The 18,632-nt window shown below is 49.5% G+C and carries 21 protein-coding genes and 1 tRNA gene; 14 read left to right on the top strand and 8 right to left on the bottom strand.

Features of this window, described 5'->3' with window-relative positions; genetic code table 11:
* Positions 1–208: 208 nt before the first annotated feature.
* Positions 209–892, bottom strand: a complete 684-nt coding sequence (tsaA, locus tag IJG50_05105) for a tRNA (N6-threonylcarbamoyladenosine(37)-N6)-methyltransferase TrmO (GenBank protein ID MBQ3379228.1) — start codon at positions 890–892, stop codon at positions 209–211.
* A 108-nt stretch (positions 893–1,000) separates the two neighbouring features.
* On the opposite strand from tsaA, the gene IJG50_05100 reads away from it, so the two are divergent.
* The 10 genes from IJG50_05100 (at position 1,001) to ilvD (ending at position 9,905) form a co-directional block, all read left to right on the top strand.
* Positions 1,001–1,633, top strand: a complete 633-nt coding sequence (locus IJG50_05100; protein ID MBQ3379227.1) for a flavodoxin family protein — start codon at positions 1,001–1,003, stop codon at positions 1,631–1,633.
* A 79-nt stretch (positions 1,634–1,712) separates the two neighbouring features.
* Positions 1,713–2,834: a hypothetical protein gene (locus tag IJG50_05095; GenBank protein ID MBQ3379226.1), complete on the top strand. Its 1,122-nt coding sequence runs from the start codon at positions 1,713–1,715 to the stop codon at positions 2,832–2,834.
* 72 nt (positions 2,835–2,906) lie between these two features.
* The gene (locus tag IJG50_05090) at positions 2,907–3,317 is read left to right on the top strand and encodes a peptide deformylase (protein ID MBQ3379225.1); all 411 of its coding nucleotides are present in this window, start codon (positions 2,907–2,909) and stop codon (positions 3,315–3,317) included.
* Positions 3,318–3,362: 45 nt separating this feature from the next.
* Positions 3,363–3,749, top strand: a complete 387-nt coding sequence (locus IJG50_05085) for a thioesterase family protein (protein MBQ3379224.1) — start codon at positions 3,363–3,365, stop codon at positions 3,747–3,749.
* 73 nt (positions 3,750–3,822) lie between these two features.
* Positions 3,823–3,909: transfer RNA gene (locus IJG50_05080), tRNA-Leu, on the top strand.
* A gap of 307 nt (positions 3,910–4,216) precedes the next feature.
* A complete protein-coding gene (locus IJG50_05075) occupies positions 4,217–4,405 on the top strand; it encodes a DNA-3-methyladenine glycosylase I (protein MBQ3379223.1) in 189 nt (62 codons plus the stop codon).
* Positions 4,406–4,831: 426 nt separating this feature from the next.
* A complete protein-coding gene (ilvB, locus tag IJG50_05070; protein ID MBQ3379222.1) occupies positions 4,832–6,544 on the top strand; it encodes a biosynthetic-type acetolactate synthase large subunit in 1,713 nt (570 codons plus the stop codon).
* A gap of 12 nt (positions 6,545–6,556) precedes the next feature.
* Entirely contained in the window at positions 6,557–7,114 is a 558-nt protein-coding gene (ilvN, locus tag IJG50_05065; GenBank protein MBQ3379221.1) for an acetolactate synthase small subunit, read from the top strand.
* A gap of 29 nt (positions 7,115–7,143) precedes the next feature.
* The gene (gene ilvC, locus IJG50_05060) at positions 7,144–8,163 is read left to right on the top strand and encodes a ketol-acid reductoisomerase (GenBank protein MBQ3379220.1); all 1,020 of its coding nucleotides are present in this window, start codon (positions 7,144–7,146) and stop codon (positions 8,161–8,163) included.
* An 80-nt stretch (positions 8,164–8,243) separates the two neighbouring features.
* The gene (gene ilvD / locus IJG50_05055) at positions 8,244–9,905 is read left to right on the top strand and encodes a dihydroxy-acid dehydratase (GenBank protein MBQ3379219.1); all 1,662 of its coding nucleotides are present in this window, start codon (positions 8,244–8,246) and stop codon (positions 9,903–9,905) included.
* Between the two features lie 105 nt (positions 9,906–10,010).
* Here the strand turns inward: ilvD and IJG50_05050 are convergent, their stop codons facing one another.
* The 5 genes from IJG50_05050 to IJG50_05030 all read right to left on the bottom strand — a co-directional run bounded on the left by IJG50_05050 (position 10,011) and on the right by IJG50_05030 (position 13,949).
* On the bottom strand, positions 10,011–10,658 hold the full coding sequence (locus tag IJG50_05050) for a DUF1847 domain-containing protein (GenBank protein MBQ3379218.1): 648 nt from the start codon (positions 10,656–10,658) through the stop codon (positions 10,011–10,013).
* A gap of 23 nt (positions 10,659–10,681) precedes the next feature.
* On the bottom strand, positions 10,682–11,944 hold the full coding sequence (locus IJG50_05045; GenBank protein MBQ3379217.1) for an ABC transporter substrate-binding protein: 1,263 nt from the start codon (positions 11,942–11,944) through the stop codon (positions 10,682–10,684).
* 23 nt (positions 11,945–11,967) lie between these two features.
* The gene (locus IJG50_05040; GenBank protein MBQ3379216.1) at positions 11,968–12,747 is read right to left on the bottom strand and encodes an ABC transporter ATP-binding protein; all 780 of its coding nucleotides are present in this window, start codon (positions 12,745–12,747) and stop codon (positions 11,968–11,970) included.
* On the bottom strand, positions 12,741–13,688 hold the full coding sequence (locus IJG50_05035; protein ID MBQ3379215.1) for an ABC transporter permease subunit: 948 nt from the start codon (positions 13,686–13,688) through the stop codon (positions 12,741–12,743). The genes IJG50_05040 and IJG50_05035 overlap by 7 nt, the downstream gene beginning before the upstream one ends.
* A gap of 96 nt (positions 13,689–13,784) precedes the next feature.
* Positions 13,785–13,949, bottom strand: a complete 165-nt coding sequence (locus tag IJG50_05030) for a YezD family protein (protein MBQ3379214.1) — start codon at positions 13,947–13,949, stop codon at positions 13,785–13,787.
* A 258-nt stretch (positions 13,950–14,207) separates the two neighbouring features.
* On the opposite strand from IJG50_05030, the gene IJG50_05025 reads away from it, so the two are divergent.
* The 4 genes from IJG50_05025 (at position 14,208) to IJG50_05010 (ending at position 17,219) form a co-directional block, all read left to right on the top strand.
* Positions 14,208–14,618: a transcriptional repressor gene (locus tag IJG50_05025; GenBank protein MBQ3379213.1), complete on the top strand. Its 411-nt coding sequence runs from the start codon at positions 14,208–14,210 to the stop codon at positions 14,616–14,618.
* A 29-nt stretch (positions 14,619–14,647) separates the two neighbouring features.
* Positions 14,648–15,625 carry a zinc ABC transporter substrate-binding protein gene (locus IJG50_05020; protein ID MBQ3379212.1) on the top strand — a complete coding sequence of 326 codons (978 nt, stop codon included), beginning with the start codon at positions 14,648–14,650 and terminating at the stop codon, positions 15,623–15,625.
* Positions 15,626–15,793: 168 nt separating this feature from the next.
* Positions 15,794–16,255, top strand: a complete 462-nt coding sequence (locus IJG50_05015; GenBank protein MBQ3379211.1) for a sigma-70 family RNA polymerase sigma factor — start codon at positions 15,794–15,796, stop codon at positions 16,253–16,255.
* Entirely contained in the window at positions 16,233–17,219 is a 987-nt protein-coding gene (locus tag IJG50_05010) for a zf-HC2 domain-containing protein (protein ID MBQ3379210.1), read from the top strand. Before IJG50_05015 ends, IJG50_05010 begins: the two co-directional genes overlap by 23 nt.
* A 29-nt stretch (positions 17,220–17,248) precedes the next feature.
* Here IJG50_05010 and spoVAE read toward each other — a convergent pair whose 3' ends face one another.
* Together spoVAE and spoVAD are read right to left on the bottom strand one after the other, a co-directional pair.
* On the bottom strand, positions 17,249–17,602 hold the full coding sequence (gene spoVAE, locus IJG50_05005) for a stage V sporulation protein AE (GenBank protein MBQ3379209.1): 354 nt from the start codon (positions 17,600–17,602) through the stop codon (positions 17,249–17,251).
* A gap of 1 nt (position 17,603) precedes the next feature.
* Positions 17,604–18,632 (bottom strand): stage V sporulation protein AD, encoded by a 1,029-nt coding sequence (gene spoVAD / locus IJG50_05000; GenBank protein MBQ3379208.1) that lies wholly within the window; start codon positions 18,630–18,632, stop codon positions 17,604–17,606.

The following is an 18,632-nucleotide window of genomic DNA, read 5'->3' as shown; positions in this document are numbered from 1 at the left end:
GCGGCTTTTGTTACTCCGTTCTTCTCTGAATACTTGATTACCTGTTGACGGAAATGCGCGCCAGATGCTAAACTGGTCATGGAAATTCATCTCTTTCATGGTTGATTTGTGTGGTAACTTCATCATACCATGTTCGAGTTGGATTTCCATTCTCTTTTGTCACATATCATTTGTACCATAACAAAAAAACAAAAAACTAAAACGCTATTTATTTTTTCTCCGTGTGATCGAGTATATCAACTACATACAACTTTTCGCCGTCTACGGAAAAATGCACCTCGATATCTGCAAAGGGCATTTTATATATACGCGAGGCATCGTGTTGATATGCAGGGCGGGGATCTTCCGAAAGAACTTCCGTGAGCGGACGAATGATCGCCTTTGGAACGCGGGCACAAAGATGCGGCGGGAACTCGACGAAAAGGCGCGCGCGGGGAGTGCCGCGCGTAAAATCGTCCCGCGCTTCTGGGTGTGAATCCGCGTAAGGCAGGTACGGTTTTATATCGTATATCGGGGTGCCGTCGGTCATATCCGCGCCCGACACGTAGATCACGGGCCCGTTGTCCGTGTGAAGGTCTATGCGTTCTATTTTCACACAGGAAAGCCCTATGGGATTGGGACGAAAAGGCGAGCGAGTGGCAAATACGCCCACGCGCTTGTTGCCGCCAAGCCTCGGCGGACGAACCGTCGGGGAAAAGCCTGCGGTAATATTTTCGGAAAACTGCCATATTATCCATAAATGAGAGTAATTTTCAATGCCGCGCAGAAAATCGGGATTTCTGAACGCCGGTTCAAATACGATGCGTGATTCAAGCGAAGCGGCAAGCCCGCTTTGACGCGGCACGCCGAATTTTGTGGGGAAATCGCTTCTCATACGTGCTATAATATGCATGGCGGTGTTGTTGTCCATAAATATACCTCGCGCGTTTTTTGAAATTGTATCACATATTCACGGCTCGGGTCAAATGCTGCCTGCGCCGCAAAGGGAGGAATCATACATATGAAGGTACTGCTTGTAAATGGGAGCCCCAACGAACGAGGCTGCACTTATACTGCTCTTGACGAGATAAAGCGCACACTTGATTTGGAAGGGATAACGGCGGAATATTTTTGGATAGGGAAAAAGCCTGTTGCCGGATGTATAGCCTGTAAAAAGTGCGCGTCGCTTAAAAAATGCGTGTTCGACGATAAGGTAAACGAATTTTTAAGCCTTGCGGCCGAATACGACGGCTTCGTGTTCGGGTCGCCGGTATATTATGCCGGAATGAACGGCTCGATGAAAAGCTTTATGGACAGAGTGTTCTACTGTGCGTCGAAATCGGGAAAAGAGCCGTTTTACTTAAAGCCTGCGGCGGCGGTCGTTTCGGCAAGGCGTGCGGGAACGACGTCGGCGATAGACCAAACGAACAAATATTTTCTTTACGCGCAGATGCCGATAATCTCATCACGATATTGGAACATAGTGCACGGCAATTCTCCCGACGAGGTGCGCTCGGATCCTGAGGGACTTCAGATAATGCGGGTGCTTGCGCGAAACATGGCGTGGTTTTTGAAAATAAAAGAAGCGGGAGCGAAAGCGGGGATAACGCTGCCCAAACGCGAGGAGCGGATAAGTTTTAACTATATTCGCTGATGCACGGCGAAAAAAACTTGAGAAAATCGCTAATGTGTATTATAATTAGAATAAATTTTAAAAGAAAAGAGGCAAAACAATGAAAAAAGGCAAAATTTTTGCGGCAATAGCGGCGATAGTCGTTATTGCGGCTATGCTTGCGGGATGCATGGCAGGCATAAGCGAAACAAAAATAAACACAGACGGAAGCGGCAGCGTTACCATGAAGGTGGGCTACACTCTTGAAGCGCTGAAGTCGGCGTCGGGCGACGATACGAGCACGCCAGATCTCAGCGGATACGACGTTTTTGAGTACGGCGATACAACGTATTACGGCGCAATAACACAGAAAACCTTTGCTAATGTCGAAGAGTTCAACACAATGACCTGGTATGAGGATACGATGGCCGAGATAAACATGGAGGCAGAGGACAATACGAAGGATCGCCCCATATTGTCGATGAACGAAGACGGAAGCATGGATCTCTCCATAACGATAAGCGGATCGGATTCCGATGAGGATTTTGATATTACAGATGAAGACGCAGCCGCATTGGATGAAGACGTTGATGTGAGCGTTGACGAAGAAGCGCTTGCGTCGGAGCTTGAAGACGCAATGGCACAGATGGCGTTCGTTATGACGTTTGAGATGCCCGCTCCCGTTCGTCAGACGGCAGGCACCGGCGAGGGCGTGACGATAGAGGGCAATGTTTTAACGATAGACCTTCTTATGATGAGCGGCGATGAGGACGCGTATTACGCGTTCACGACGGCGGAGGAGACGACGGCTCCCGTTAAGGCGCCGGCAGTTATACTGAGCAATCAGAAGATAACTGTGAACGGCGAAGCTGTAGAGCTTGAGGTTTATAATATTGACGGTTATAATTATTTCAAGTTAAGAGATATGGCTATGCTCTTAAGCGATACGCCTTCGCAGTTCGAGGTGGCGTATAATGCCGAAACGGGCAGAATCGACGTAACGACCGGCGCATCTTATACTCCTGCGGGCGGCGAGCTTGAGACGGGCTCCGATAAGTCTCAAAGCTGTGTTAAAAGCAGTCAGTCCGTTGCCGTAAACAATGAGTCGGCAAGCCTTGAGGCTTACAATCTCGGCGGCAACAACTTCTTTAAGCTGCGCGACCTGGGCGATGCAATAGGATTCGGCGTTGACTATAACGAGGAAACGCATGAAGTTATCATTACTTCGGCCGCTGCCGAATAATGTGGTTTTAAGCTGCGGCGGAGATAAAACTCCGCCGCAGCATGACTTTTAAAGAATAAAAGGAGAACGCATATGGTAAAGCCCATCGTAAGAGACGCTCTGTTTCTTATGCAGAAGTCCCGGCCCGCCGTAAAGGCTGACTTATCCGATGCAAGAGATCTTCTTGATACGCTTGAGGCGCACAGGCATGAATGCGTAGGCATGGCGGCGAATATGATCGGCGTGTCAAAGCGCATAATCGCGGTGAATGAGGACGGCAGGCTCGTCGCAATGTTCAATCCCGAGCTTTTGAGCTGCGAGGGTGAATATAAAGCCGAGGAGGGATGTCTTTCGATCCCGGGAAAGCGGGAGACGACGAGATACAAAACGATAAAGGTTAAATACCGCGACGAGAGATTTAAAATGCAGATAAAGTCTTTTACGGGATTTACGGCGCAGATAATCCAGCATGAGATGGACCATTTAGAGGGTATTCTTATATAGAAGGAATGGGCTTAACGGCGATAAAGCATCATAAAGGAGATAAAAATGCTTAAAACAGGAATGACTTTTGAGGTAAAGAACGATATAAACGAATCACGCACAGCCGTATCATTGGGAAGCGGGGGATATCCCGTAGCGGCGACGCCGTATCTCGTGCTGGCGGTCGAAAACGCGGCTTACAGACTTTCGCAGAACTATATGGCCGAAGGCGAGTCAACGGTAGGCACGCTTATGAATTTTGAGCATCTTCGCGCAACGCCCGAGGGAATGAGCATAACCGCCCGCGTGTGCTTAGACGAAATAGATAATAAGCGGCTCGTTTTTTCTTTTGAGGTTCGCGACGAGCGCGAGCTTGTGGCGCGGGGCACGCACGAGCGTTTTATCGTGAATACCGAGAAATTCCTTTCGCGCGCGCAAAGAAAGCTTTCATAAGTATTTTTCAGTATTTTTATAAAAAGTCTTGCATTTGATATGCTTTAAGTATATAATATTAGTCGTTCCCAATGCCCGAGTGGCGGAACTGGTAGACGCCCGGGACTTAAAATCCCGTGGGAGCAATCCCGTGCCGGTTCGATTCCGGCCTCGGGCACCATTGCAAAAGGCACTTGCAAATGCAAGTGCCTTTTGCAATGATATCCGTTTTTCCGAAACGGGTGATATACCTGCGGTATGATATCCGCTTTCGCGGATGATATACGCCTCCCGTGTATAAGGAAACGGATATTATATCATATAGACGCGAAGCGGCTGTATATCATGCGGCGCAAGCCGTATATCATGTCGCGCAGGCGATATATCATAAAATAAGCCAAGGAGTGAGCATTGTGGCCTAAAATAAACTGATTGAGCTTTCGCTTGAATTGGCAAAGAGCATCATAGCTATCGTTGACAATGTAAAAATGCCCAAAAGCTCCTATATGCTCTACCAGATTGCAAGAGCAGGCACGTCCGTCGGCGCAGTTACGATCTATTCCCACCTTCAGGCATGCGGCATTATCAACGATCACGACAAAGAATGTCCGTGCCGTCAGAAAATCAACAGCGAAAACCCGACAGTCAAAAAGCGCCGCGATAATGAGGTAAAATAAAGAAATACCTACACCCCAAAAAAGCAGGCCTTTCGCTTGCTTTTTGGGGCGCTATTCGTTTTTTAATGAATATATCATCTCACAACGGTTTCGACGCATTTAATTAAAAAGCTTCTGTTATCCGGGATTGTCCAAAGGGCAGCGGTTGTTTTTGTTTAAGGTTATTCGAGATATAATACACATATTTTTGCGCATCCCTGATTGACAATGCCGCAGTAATATTGTATGATAATCTATAATCACATTTTTATAGGCTTTTGCCGCTTTTTTGGGTTGGGCGGCTGGTCTTTTGTAAAAATTTATTTTAATTTGCCGGGTAAAAGTATCCGCGTTTATGTTAAAAAACGCTGTAACGCGATATTGTTGCTCTTTTATATAAAGCTTTGTTTTTATCCGGGAAGTCTAAAAAAGGAGGAACCGATCCATATGAAAATGAAATGTTCGCAGGTACTCATGGAGTGTCTTTTAGAGCAGGGTGTCGACACGGTCTTCGGATATCCGGGCGGTACTATTTTGAACATTTACGACGAATTCGAACTGCACGGATACGGCAAGAAGATCAATCACATTCTCACCTCGCACGAGCAGGGCGCGGCTCACGCAGCCGACGGATATGCCCGTTCTACGGGAAAAGTAGGCGTCTGCTTTGCAACGAGCGGCCCCGGCGCCACGAATTTGACTACCGGTATAGCTACAGCATTTTATGATTCCTCCCCGGTCGTCTTCATAACCGTAAACGTGCCCGAGGCGCTTATCGGCAAGGACGCCTTTCAGGAGGTCGACGTTACCGGTATAACGATGCCCATAACGAAGTGCAATTATCTTGTACGTGACCCCGAGACGCTTGCAGACGTAGTGCGCGAGGCTTTCGCCATTGCAAGAAGCGGCAGACCGGGTCCCGTAGTTATCGATATAGCAAAAAATGTTACGCTTACCGAAGTTGATTTTGAACCGCTGCCGCTTTCAGAGCATGCAAAGAGCGGCAGACTCGGCAAAAGAGTACAGCGTGCCAACAATAACTTAAAGGCTCCCGAACCGGACGCCGAGGATATAGACAAGCTGCTTTCCATGATAGCTGAAGCGAAAAAGCCTCTTGTTTTAGCCGGAGGAGGCATAATCCGCTCGAAGGACGCCGTGCCCGAGTTCAGAAAGTTTATTGAAAAGCTGGGAGCTCCCGTTACTACTTCCATGATGGGCATAGGCGCATGTCCCAGCGATCATCCGTTATTTACAGGCATGATAGGCATGCACGGTACGCGCGCTTCGAATATAGCAACGACTAAATGCGATCTTCTTATAATCATCGGATGCAGACTGTCAGATCGCGTTGCTCTGGCTCCTCAGTTCTTTGCAAGGAATGCAAAGATAGTTCACATAGACATTGACCGCGCCGAGATAGATAAGAACGTAAAGACCGATCATCATATCATCGGCGACGCAAGACGCGTGCTGGAGATGATAAATGAGAAGCTTCCCACCTACGATTATCCCGAATGGAGAGAAGAAACATTCTCGCAGAAGCCGAAGGCTGCGCCTGCTTCGGCAGGCAGTGTAACGCCTAAGGAGATCGTTGATATAATAAACAAGCACACCGACGAGAATACGATAATTACCACCGACGTAGGACAGCATCAGATGTGGCTCGCTCAGTATTTTAACTGCACGCGCCCGAAGCAGTTCATATCCTCCGGCGGTTTCGGTACGATGGGCTTCGGCCTCGGCGCGGCGATAGGCGCAAAGATAGCAAATCCGGACAAGCTTGTTGTTCACTGTACGGGCGACGGCTCGTTCCGCATGAATTATACGGAATATGCGACGGCGAAGTATTACGGCGTTCCGATAATAACGGTACTTTTCAACAACCGCGCGCTCGGCATGGTGCGCCAGTGGCAGGCTCTTACGGCGGGAAGACGCTTCTCCCAGACGACGCTTGACCGCGGTCCCGATTTCGTTAAGTTCGCGGAGGCGTTCGGCTTTACGGGCGTATGCGTTTCCACGAAGGAAGAGTTCGACCGCGAATTCGAGAAGGCCGTAAAGGCGGGCGGATATTACATGATAGAAGTAAACATTGATACCGAAGACCTTGTAAATCCGATGATACCCGGCGGCGCAAAGAGCGACGAGTTCTTGCTTGATTAAGGAAAGGAGCATATGATTATGAGCGAAATAAGAAGACATACCCTTTCTGTGCTGGTTGAAAATGCGGCGGGCGTTTTAAGTCATGTAACGCGCTTCTTCTCGCGCAAGGGCTATAATATCGAATCGCTGGCCGTAGGTCCTACCGACGACGTTTCCGTTTCGAGAATAACGATAGAGCTTATGGCTGACGATGCGGCGGCAGAGCAGATAATGAATCAGCTTCGCAAGATGTTTTCGGTATACTCCGTAAAGGAGCTGCCCAGAAAGACCTCGGTAAGGCGCGAGCTTGTGCTTTATAAGGTGAAAGCGGAAGAGCCTGATATGCGCAACGAGATAATACAGATAGTTAATATTTTCCGCGCTTCAATAATCGACGTATCGCTTAAAACTCTCACGATAGCTCTTATAGGCGACGAGGACAAGGCAGATGCGATGCAGGATCTTTTAAAGAATTTCGGTATTTTGGAGCTTGCACGCACCGGTACCGTGGCTCTTGAGCGCGGCGAATCTACCATAGTTGATGAAACTAAAGAGAACAAAGAGTTCAATTTAGGCAAGAACATGAATTAAACATTTTATAAACAAGAGGTGCTTTGAAAATGGCAAAAATGTATTATGCAAACGACTGCGACATAAATTATCTTGACGGTAAAAATATAGCGATCATAGGCTATGGCTCGCAGGGACACGCACATGCGCTCAACTTAAAGGATTCGGGCTGCAGCGTATGCGTAGGCCTTAGAGAAGGCAGCAAGCGCTGGGCAGAGGCCGAGGGCGCAGGTCTTATGGTCAAAACTATAGAAGAAGCCGCAAAATGGGCAGATATCGTTATGATCCTCATAAACGACGAGGTCCAGGCCGAAGTATATAAGAAGTCGATAGCTCCGTATATGACGGCGGGAAAGGCCCTCGCATTTGCGCACGGCTTCAATATCAGATATCAGCAGATAGTTCCCCCAAAAGACGTTGACGTATTTATGGCGGCTCCGAAGGGACCGGGCCACACCGTTCGTTCGCAGTATGTTGCAGGCAAGGGCGTTCCGTGCCTTGTTGCCGTTGAGCAGAACGTGACCGGAAACGCTTACAACATCGCGCTTGCATACATCGCCGGGATCGGCGGCGCACGCGCAGGCGTTATGGAGACTACATTCCACGACGAGACCGAGACCGACCTTTTCGGTGAGCAGACCGTTCTTTGCGGCGGCGTTGTAGACCTTATGCGCTGCGGCTTCGAGGTGCTCGTTGAGGCAGGCTACGAGCCGGAAAACGCATACTTCGAGTGCATACACGAGCTTAAGCTCATCATCGACCTTATAAACAAGGGCGGCGTTGCCGCAATGAACTACTCGATATCCGACACCGCGGAATACGGCGAATATATGTCGGGTCCGCGCGTTATCCCGCACGAGGAGACGAAGGCGCGTATGCGCGCAGTACTGTCCGACATTCAGGACGGCACGTTCGCGGGCAAGTGGATAGCCGAGAACAAGAACGGACGCACTTTCTTCAATTCAAAGCGTGCTCAGCTTAAGAAGCATCAGATGGAAGTTGTTGGCGAGGAGCTCAGAAAGAACATGATCTGGGGCGGCGACAAGGACCTCGATACCGCTTCGAACTAAAACGTATCTGACTATTATAGGACAGGGCAGGCTGCGCGTCGGCCCTGTCTTTTGACCTATTTATGAAAGGAGCAACGTATATGCGTTCTGACAATGTAAAAAAAGGTATCCCCACCGCGCCGAACCGCTCTCTTTTCTATGCGCTCGGCTACACGAAAGAGGAGCTTGAGCGTCCGCTCATCGGCGTAGTATGCTCGTATAATGAAATAGTCCCCGGCCACATGAACCTCGACAAGATAGCCGAGGCCGTAAAGGCGGGCGTAAGAGCCGCAGGCGGCACGCCTATTGGGTTTCCTGCTATCGCCGTATGCGACGGCATAGCAATGGGACACGTCGGCATGAAGTATTCGCTCGTAACGCGCGACCTTATCGCCGATTCCACCGAGGCTATGGCAATGGCGCACCAGTTCGACGGCCTCGTAATGATACCTAACTGCGATAAGAACGTGCCCGGCCTTCTTATGGCGGCGGCGCGCGTGAACGTTCCCACGATATTCGTTTCCGGCGGCCCGATGCTCGCAGGTCATCTTAGCGACGGCAGACGCACATGCTTAAGCCACATGTTCGAGGCCGTAGGCAGCTACTATGCAGGCAAACTTGATGAGGCTGGCGTTGAGGAATACGAGAACAATGCATGTCCCACGTGCGGCTCGTGCTCCGGTATGTATACGGCCAATTCAATGAACTGCTTAACAGAGGCCATAGGCATGGGCCTTCGCGGCAACGGCACTATACCGGCCGTATGGTCGGCGCGCATCCGTCTTGCAAAGCACGCCGGAATGCAGATAATGGACCTCGTTAAAAAGGATATAAAGCCGCGCGACATTATGACTAAGGCGGCCTTCAAAAACGCAGAGACCGTAGATATGGCGCTCGGCTGCTCCACGAATACGATGCTCCACCTTCCGGCGATAGCGCACGAGTGCGGCATTGAGCTCGACCTTGACGCATCGAACGAGATCTCGTCAAATACGCCTAACCTCTGCCACCTTGCGCCTGCCGGAAATACTTATATGGAAGACCTTGAAATGGCAGGCGGCGTATATGCCGTTATGAACGAGCTTACGAAAAAGGGACTTCTTGACACGTCCGTTATGACCTGCACAGGCAAAACGCTTTCGGAGAACTTAGCAGGTGTTGAAAACCGCAATCCCGAGATAATCCGTCCCATAGATAACCCGTATTCCAAGGACGGCGGCATCGCGGTACTTAAGGGCAACCTTGCGCCCGAGGGCTGCGTTGTAAAGCGCTCGGCGGTAGCTCCCGAAATGATGAAGCATTCAGGTCCGGCACGCGTGTTCGACAGCGAGGACGACGCCATTGCGGCGATCTACGACGGTAAGATAGTGGCCGGCGACGTAGTCGTTATCCGCTACGAGGGCCCGAAGGGCGGCCCCGGTATGCGCGAGATGTTAAATCCCACTTCCGCTATTGCGGGAATGGGCCTCGATAAGGACGTTGCGCTTATCACCGACGGACGCTTCTCCGGCGCAACGCGCGGCGCTTCGATAGGCCACGTATGCCCCGAGGCCGCGCAGGGCGGCACGATCGCGTTCGTTGAAGAAGGCGACACGATAAACATCGACATCACGTCGTGCTCGATAACTCTCGACGTTGACGAAAAGACGCTTTCAGAGCGCAAGGCAAAGTGGGTATGCCCCGAGCCGAAGGTAAAGACGGGATACCTTGCAAGATACGCAAAGCTCGTCACCTCCGCCGCAAGAGGCGCAGTGCTTGAATAAGAAATATAAAATGTAAAGACGCCGCATCGAAAGAAAACAGACGCCGCATCGAAAGAAAACGATGCGGCGTCTTTGGTATGGAAAAATGAAAGCATTAGATGAAGGCTATTTTTTGAATCTGGAATACATGCCGTCCGCCGTATAGAGCGCGGCGACGGGATTGTGTCCGAGAACACGGTCCTTTACGATCATAACGGTCGTCGGCGCTTCGCTGTGCTTTAAGAACAGAGTATCATGGCCGACGCACAGCCCGATGACTATATTGAAATCGGTCTTTTCTGCGGCGAGGGCTTTCGCCTGCATTATGGGGTTGCACATGGATTCGTGCCCGCAGCCGCCGTTAAGCTTTTTCTCGTTCGGAACGCCTATCTCTGTCTTATCGACAGCGCCTATCTTGCATCCGACTGTATAGTATTTTATCTTATTCTGTCTTAATATCTTTGTGAATATCCCGGTCTCCTTCATGAGACCGACGCAGGAGGCTATGCCTATCTTTTTATAACCCATGCGCTTTATAAATTCTATGGTCTCTTCCACCCGGGTAAGCTTGCCGTAGAATTCACCTTCAATGCAGGCTGAGGTGCGCGCTATGCGGCCAAGCTCCTCGTCGTCCTTATATATTGACACTGCCTCGGCTAAAAGCTTGCTGTCAACATTTTTCGTAAGACAGAAGGCGGGGTATTTTTCTTCATTCCGACTGCGGCAGGAGAGTACGCCGCAGTCGGAGCATGTATGAACGGTCCTTACAGCCATTGTTATATCCTCCGTTTATTTTTTCAGGTATAAAGTGTGTCTGCGCGTGTTTTGGATACGCCGTAACCGTTTGCGGACTCGCAGCAGTCGTTTGCCGCGGGATTCTTGGAGCAGCAGTCCTCTCCGAACAGCTCGTCATATTCGACGCCGTCTTCGGAATATGAAACGGTGCTTATCTCAAGGGAAGTCTCTGAAGTTTTGTCCGAAACGGAAAGTCCTATTTCTTCAGGCGCATATGTGTCGGGCACGTCGTCAAAGAAAATGTAAGCATTGTCTGCAAATTCCTTTGCAACGGTACCTTCCTTTAATATGCCTATGTCGGTAAGCTGTGCCACGCTGAGCTGTATCGCGTCGTATCCGCCCTGAACGGAGGGAATGTAGTTGTAGCTTCTTAATACCTTCGCGTTGAACTCGGCGTCGCCGGCAACGTAGTTCTTTTCGATCTGTATCTGCGCCGCTTCCTCAGGATGCTCGTTTACCCAAACGGCTGCCTTTAAAACGGCACGGGTATATGCGGCGGCGATTTCGGGATGCTCAGTCGCCAGCGCTTCCGTAACGAAGGCTCCGCAGCAGTATTCGTCCCTAAATCCCTCGCTTGCGGCGGTGTCGAGAAGCACGGTAAGACCGTATTCGTCCTCATACTGCGATGCGTTCGGATCGGCGAGAGCGATAACGTCAACTGCACCGTTTTGAAGCGCCTGTCCCATATCGGAGCTTGCGAAAACGAGAAATTCCACCTCGGGAGCCTGTTCGTCAAAGCTTATGCCTTCATTAGCGAGTGCGCGCTTTGCAACGATTGTCTCAGCGCCTGCCAGACCCGTTACGCCTATCTTTTTGCCGCGAAGATCGGCAATGGAGTTAATGCCGGAGTCGGGGAGAGAGAGTATCTTTATGCAGCCCGTATGTATGCCCGCCGTAAAGCGTATGTTAAGTCCGTTCTCTATTGGCAGAAGGAACTTTCCAATAAGACCAAAGCCTACGTCCACCTGACCTGCGCCAACGGCTTCCATAACGTGGGCAGCTTCGACCTGAATATTCTCCGCGTCTATGCCTTCTTCTTCGAAAAAGCCCTTTTCAACGGCTATGTGGAGCGGAGCCTGGCAAAGAGATGGAGAGTAGGCCACTTTTAAGTGAAAAAGCCCGCCGTTGTCCTCGCCGCTCGCCGCCTGATCGGCAGCCGTCTGTTCGTTTTGTGTGTCGTTGTCGTTATTGCCGTTGGAAGCGCATCCTGCAAATGAAATGATAAGCAGCGCGCAAAGAGCGAATATAAGTATTTTTTTAAACATGTCATTTTCTCCTTTTTTGTTTTTTATAGATAATAATCCGGTTCCGGTTTCGATATCGTATAATTTAAAAGCTTCAGTATTTTTGTGTGGTACAAAAGAAAATCCTCTTCGCCGCGTGCCCGCGGATGGGAAAGATCAACGTCTATGACACTTATTATCTTTCCGGGGCGCGGAGTCATAACGACTATTTTGTCCGAGAGATATATGGCCTCGTCAACGTCGTGGGTGACCATTATCATGGTCATGTTCTGTTCCGCGCGTATCCTGAGTATCTCGTCCTGCATATTCATGCGGGTGAACGCGTCAAGCGCGCCTAATGGCTCGTCTAAAAGCAGCACCTTCGGATGACCGACCAGCGCTCGAGCAAGAGATGCTCTTTGGCACATTCCGCCTGAAAGCTGATGGGGATAGTACTTTTCAAAGCCTGTAAGCCCTACAAGGGAGATGAACTCATCAACCAGCTTTTCGCTGCCCTTGAATATTTTTCGCGCTTTAAGCCCGAAGGCGATATTGTCGTAAATATTCAGCCACGGGAAAAGCGTATGCTCCTGGAACATAAAGCCGCGGTCGCTGCCGGGAGCCGTTATATCCTCGCCGTCGAGCCTTACGCTTCCTGTATCGGGAGAAATGAGTCCCGAAATCAGCCTAAGCAGAGTGGATTTTCCGCATCCCGACGGGCCGATGAGCGATATGAATGTGCCGGGAGCAATATTAAGGCTTACGTCATTCAGCGCACGGACGGTCTCTCCCTGCGGATTTGTAAATTCCTTATTCACATGAGCTATTTCAATTCCGCCTACCATTTGATCACACCCTTTTGCCATATGAGTACCTTGTCGCGGAACTTAAAGAGGAATGTTATGACAAGATAGCATGTTATCGACATTACTATGAGACCCGCGTATACGTTGGCATATGACATCATTTCCTTCTGCCAGTTTATATACCAGCCGATGCCGTATTTTGCGCCGAGCATTTCGGCGGTGACAAGCGTTATGAATGAAGCCGTCGTGCCGTTGAAAAGCCCTATGAATACATGCGGGAGCGCTGCCGGCACAGCTACCTTGAATATCGTGTAGGTCGGCGTCGCACCGAGTGTTGCCGCCGCTTCAAAGTATGAATTCTGAATGCTTCCTATACCGCTGGAGGTAAGCACCGTAGTGGGGAACCATACGGCAAGAGCGATAAGGAAGGCGCTTGCGGAAACTACCGTGGGAAAGCTCACAAGCACGAGCGGCACCCAAGCCGTTGACGGTATTGGACCAAGCACCCTGACGAGCGGATATACCCAGTAGCGGGCCTGCTTGCTTACGCCTATGGCGATACCGGTGAGGATACCTGCCGCCGCGCCGCATACCCAGCCCGTGATAAGCAGCCTGAGCGAGTAAAGAAGGCATTTCCCGATGAAAGCCGCGTCGGTGATGAGCACGCCGAAAACACGATCCAGCGATGGGAAATAGAGCACGGGAAGCGCGGCCGTTTTTACGGTGAGTATATTCAGAACTGTTAAAAAGGCGAGTACTCCGCAGTAGAACGGCGCTTTGTTCGTATATTTTCGTGTAAGCGGCGTATTCTTCAGGCTTATGAAGAACATAGCGGCCGTTAATAGGAGCACTGCGGCAAAAACATATGAAAGAAAAGGCGCCTGTGCTTCGGGATGAAGCGGCGAATCGGGTAATGCAAATGCAGTAATCATGGCAATAGCCGAGAAAATCACGGGTAAAAAGGATTTGATTTTTTGCATTGTTTTTTATTTTCCTCCCTCTATAGAATAAAGGGCATAAAAAAGAGGTTTTGCAAAAACGCATTTTTGCAAAACCTCCGGTATGTCCGGTCAGTTTTATTCAGTACGCACGCGTATTTTTTCATTTACATCAATTTGCACTAAAATACCGTCCTGAAAAAAGAGGGTGCGCGAGCCGAACCTTATTTTTCTTGACAGCTCCTTTATTCTTTCGATCTGGTCTTCGGTGAGGGCCTGTTTTGTTATGTTTTCTTTTTTCATAAACAAGGTCTCCTTAACACATTTGTCATTCGTCATTTGCTGAATCGGCACATTCGCCCGTATCTGAAGTTTTCTCTCAAAAGGTCTATAAAAAATCGCTGCATTGCTTCCTCCAATAACTTATTAATTTAATATGTTTTGTAGGTATTATACATAGGCAAAATTGATTTGTCAATATCAAAAATAAAAAATATTGACGAAGAAATCAGTATATGGTATACTCATTTGCGAAGCAGTCGCAAATTGGGGGTGCGTATTTTGAACAAATATATGACGAGGCAGAGAAAAATACTGCTTTCCTTTCTTTCCGCTCATGCCGATATGCAGCTTTCGGCGCGAGAGATTTCCGAGTCGCTCAAGGAGGAGAACATAAGCGTGAGCGCCGTATACCGCAACCTTGCCGAGCTTGCCGAAGAGGGAAAAGTGCGAAAGATAACGAAATCGGGCAGCAGAGAGATATTCTTTCAATATACCGACAACGAGGCCTGCCGCGACTGTCTGCATCTTTACTGCAAAAGCTGCGGGCGCACATATCACATGGATACGGGAGAGGCCGATATGCTCGCCTATAACCTCGCTAAAAACGAAGGCTTTGCGATAGATAAAACGGCGACCGTGCTTTACGGAACATGCGGAGAATGCCTCCATAAGGAGCCGCGCAGTAAGTGATGCGCCAAAAATATAATGTCGGAGGAAAAATGAAAACAAAAAGGATAACGGCGCTCATCATTGCGTTACTTATGATGGCCGCCGCGTTTGTCGGCTGCAGCTCGGATGACGGCGAGAAAAGCGAGTCTGACGCGAAGTTAAAGATAGTCGCAACAATATTTCCCGAATATGACTGGGTGATAAATATATTAGGCGAACGCGCCGAAGATGTGTCAGTTGAGTTTTTGCTTTGCGACGGAGTTGATATGCACAGCTTTCAGCCTTCGGCCGATGATATAATAGAAATATCCACATGCGATATTTTCATATATGTAGGCGGAGAGTCAGACGCATGGGCCAAGGACGCTCTTTCGGAGGCCGTAAACAAGGATATGACGGTGTTAAGCCTTATGGACGTGATGGGCGAGTCGCTTAAAGAGGAAGAAACGGTAGAGGGTATGCAGTCAAACTTAAGTGAAGAAGACGAGACCGAGTACGACGAGCATGTATGGCTGTCGCTTAAAAACGCTATAGTATGCTGTGAGGCAATAGAGCGGGCGATAGCCGAGAAGGAACCCGAATATGCAGACGTTTACAAAGAAAATGCAGACGCATACATATCCGAGTTGAAAGCTCTTGACGAACGATATGAAGAAATGAGAGAAACCGCTGAAAACGACACGCTGCTTTTCGGAGACAGGTTCCCGTTTCGGTATCTCGTTGACGATTACGGTCTGAAATATTACGCGGCTTTTTCGGGATGCTCAGCCGAGACGGAGGCCGCCTTTGAGACGGTGATGTTCCTTTCGGATAAGCTGGGTGAACTTGATATACACGTCGTACTTACGATAGACGGAGCCGACACGCGCCTTGCGGAAACGATAATAGCGTCAAGCGGGCGCGACGATGTAAGCATCATGTCTTTAAATTCCATGCAGTCGGTAATGAGCGAGGATATAGAAAACGGCATAACTTATCTTTCGGCAATGGAGAATAATCTTAATGTAATAAGATCGGCACTGTCTTAAATTGCTTAAAAAGCGCTTCACTAATAAAGTGAGGCGCATTTTTCATTTAGAATAAAAACTAACTGTAACGAAAACAATCCTTTCACGTCTAATTGATGAAAACTCCGGAGAATAAAGAAAAGGGAGGCGAATCCGACGGATTTTGAAAAGCTTTTCAAAACCTATTATATGCAGGTCTATTCCTATACAATGACGCTCGTAAAAAACGCAGCGGACGCGGAGGAGATAACACAGCAGACGTTTTTCAAAGCGCTTTCACATAAGAGTAAATACAGAAAGGAAGCGAGCGAATTTACATGGCTGTGCTCCATTGCGAAAAACATTGCTGCAGACGAATACAGGCGAAGGTCAAAAAGGAGCATGTACTCCGAAAAGGATATCATGTCTTCTTCAGACGTTGCAGGTGATGCGGAGAAAAAAGATACTGCATTGAGAATACATATTGTATTACATGATTTGAAGGAACCCTACAAGGAAGTTTTCGGGCTTCGTGTTTTCGGCGAGCTGTCCTACGCCGAAATAGGCGGGATATTTGGAAAGAGCGACGTCTGGGCGAGGGTAACGTATCACCGCGCGAAGCTTATGATCAAAGAAAGGATTGATGAGGATGAACATAAACGAAAGGAATAGGTGCGCCATTGTGCGAGATCTTCTGCCGCTCTATATAGATGGGGTGCTCAGCAGCGAAAGCAAGGCGTTTGTAGAAGAGCATTTAAAAGAATGCAGTAGCTGCGGGAAGATAAAAGCAAAGATATGCGACAGCTTGATAGAAAACACCGTTGTTATTGAAAAAGAAGGCGTACTTTCTAGATTTCAAAAAAAAGAATGGGGCAAAGCGTGGACAGCGGGGGCGCTCATATCCGTCATACTTTTGATCCCCGTTGTCATAACGGCCGTAGTGGCGGCAGCAGGCGGTACCGATATCGGAACGGTGCTGGTTTTGGCGGCTTCAATGTGCCTTGCCGCCGCGTTGTCGGCGGTACCTCTTATGAGCAGTAAGTATCGATTTTCAAAGACGGTCGCGCTGTCCACCGCGTCCGTGGTACTTATAGAATTGTGCGTGTCGCTGTTTTTCGGCGGCGAGCCTTTTTTTGCAATCGCCGTCCCCACAGTTTTCGGGATATCACTTGCTTTCTTGCCTTTTGTTGTGCGAGAAATAAGTTATCCCAAATTGACGGCGTCAATCAAGGGCACTATCGTCTTGCTTTGGGACAGTGTATGGCTATATTTAACGCTTTGGGCCGTAGCAGGCGGCGACGCATATGCATTTAAAGAGGGTATGACGGCGGGAACGCTGTTTTTGATACTCGCATGGCTTATTTTTGCGGTCACTCGGCTGCCAAAAAGGATATTCGGTAGCCTCGGCCGGGCGGGTATTATCATTTTTGTCTTTGCCCTGTGGGAAAAGATCGCAGGTCATGCCGCATCTGTCATGATGAGAGCGGAGCACGAGCTTTCGGGATATCAACTGATACACTGGACAATGGACGCGGCGCTAAATGAAAAAATAAACTCCGTTATATTTATTGTCGCCGCCATATTGGGCATAGTTCTGACCTTGGCGGGAATGACGGTGAAAAAGCGGCGCGATTAATATGGCGATGCTGAACCGGAAAGTCTCATTCACTTTTCCGTGGGCCTGAATATAAGAGACGCAAGCACCCCGAAGATCATCGCGGCCGAAATGCCCGCCGACGTCGCCGTAAATCCTCCCGAAAATGCGCCTATAAGTCCCGAACCTTCAACAGCCTGCTCAACCCCGCGCGCAAGCGAATAGCCGAATCCGAGTATCGGCACCGTTGCGCCCGCGCCCGCAAATTTTACGAAGGGAGCATAAAGCCCCACGGCGGTTAAAAAAACGCCGAGAACTACGCATCCTGTGAGTATACGCGCGGGAGTAAGCCTTGTTTTGTCGATAAGCGCCTGACAGGCGGCGCAGATCGCGCCGCCGATGACAAAAGCGATAAAATACTGCATATTATTCTCCTTTTTTGGGAAGCGTATTGGAAATATGAACGGCGTGCGCCACGGAAGGTATCGACTCCTTTTGATTTAATACGGTGGGGCTCATCAGCGCGCCTGTGCCGACGAAAAGCACGTTGTTTATTTGCCCTCGCCGCATCTCGTTAAGAACATAGGAGCAGACGACGGCCGCGCTGCATCCGCAGCCCGATCCGCCTGAATGCGTATCCTGGGCCTTTGTATCAAATATCATGCGCCCGCAGTCGTCGTAATTGCTTTTTAACTCAAGGTCGCAGCGCGACGCTATATCCAAGAGCAGGTCAGCGCCCGTAACGCCGAGATCTCCCGTCAGTATAAGATCGAACGATTTTACGGGAAGCGCAGTATCGTTAAAGAAGCGAATAAGCGTATCGCAGGCGGCGGGAGCCATGGCTGCTCCCATGTTGTTTATGTCGTTGACTCCGAAGTCAATGACCCTGCCGGGAGTACAGCGAAGTATATACGGAGGTTCTTCGGAGTGCGAAAGTATTGCGGCTCCGCTGCCGGTGACCGTGCGCTGTGAGGTGGGCGTGCGCTGAGAGCCGTATTGCAGCGGGAAGCGGAATTGACGTTCTGCGCAGCAAAAATGCGAAGACGTGACAGCCGCGGCGATATCCGCATATCCGCCGTCTATCATCATTGCGGCGAGAGAAAGGCCTTCGGCCATTGTCGAACATGCGCCGTACAGCCCCATAAACGGGATCTTAATATCACGCGCGCTGTATCCCGAAGCGATGCATTGGTTCAAAAGATCGCCTGAAAAAAGCATGCCTATGTCCTCTTTCGAAAGACCGGCCTTTTTAAGCGCCGTTTCAAAAACTGTTTTTTGAAGCGAGACTTCCGCCTTTTCCCATGTCTTACAGGAAAGTCTGTCGTCCCAAAAGATCGAATCAAAGTGAGCGGCAAGCGGTCCTTCGCCTTCCTTTTTGCCGACGACGGCGGCGTTAGCAATAACGGAAGGGGGAGACTTAAAGCTTACGGTGCCTGTTTTTTTCCTTTTTTTCAT

The organism is Clostridia bacterium (genome assembly GCA_017405765.1).
Classification (GTDB): Bacteria; Bacillota; Clostridia; order Oscillospirales; family RGIG577; genus RGIG577.
The sequence above is the reverse complement of the archived record's forward strand: the minus strand, read 5'-3'. Positions and strand labels throughout refer to the sequence as shown.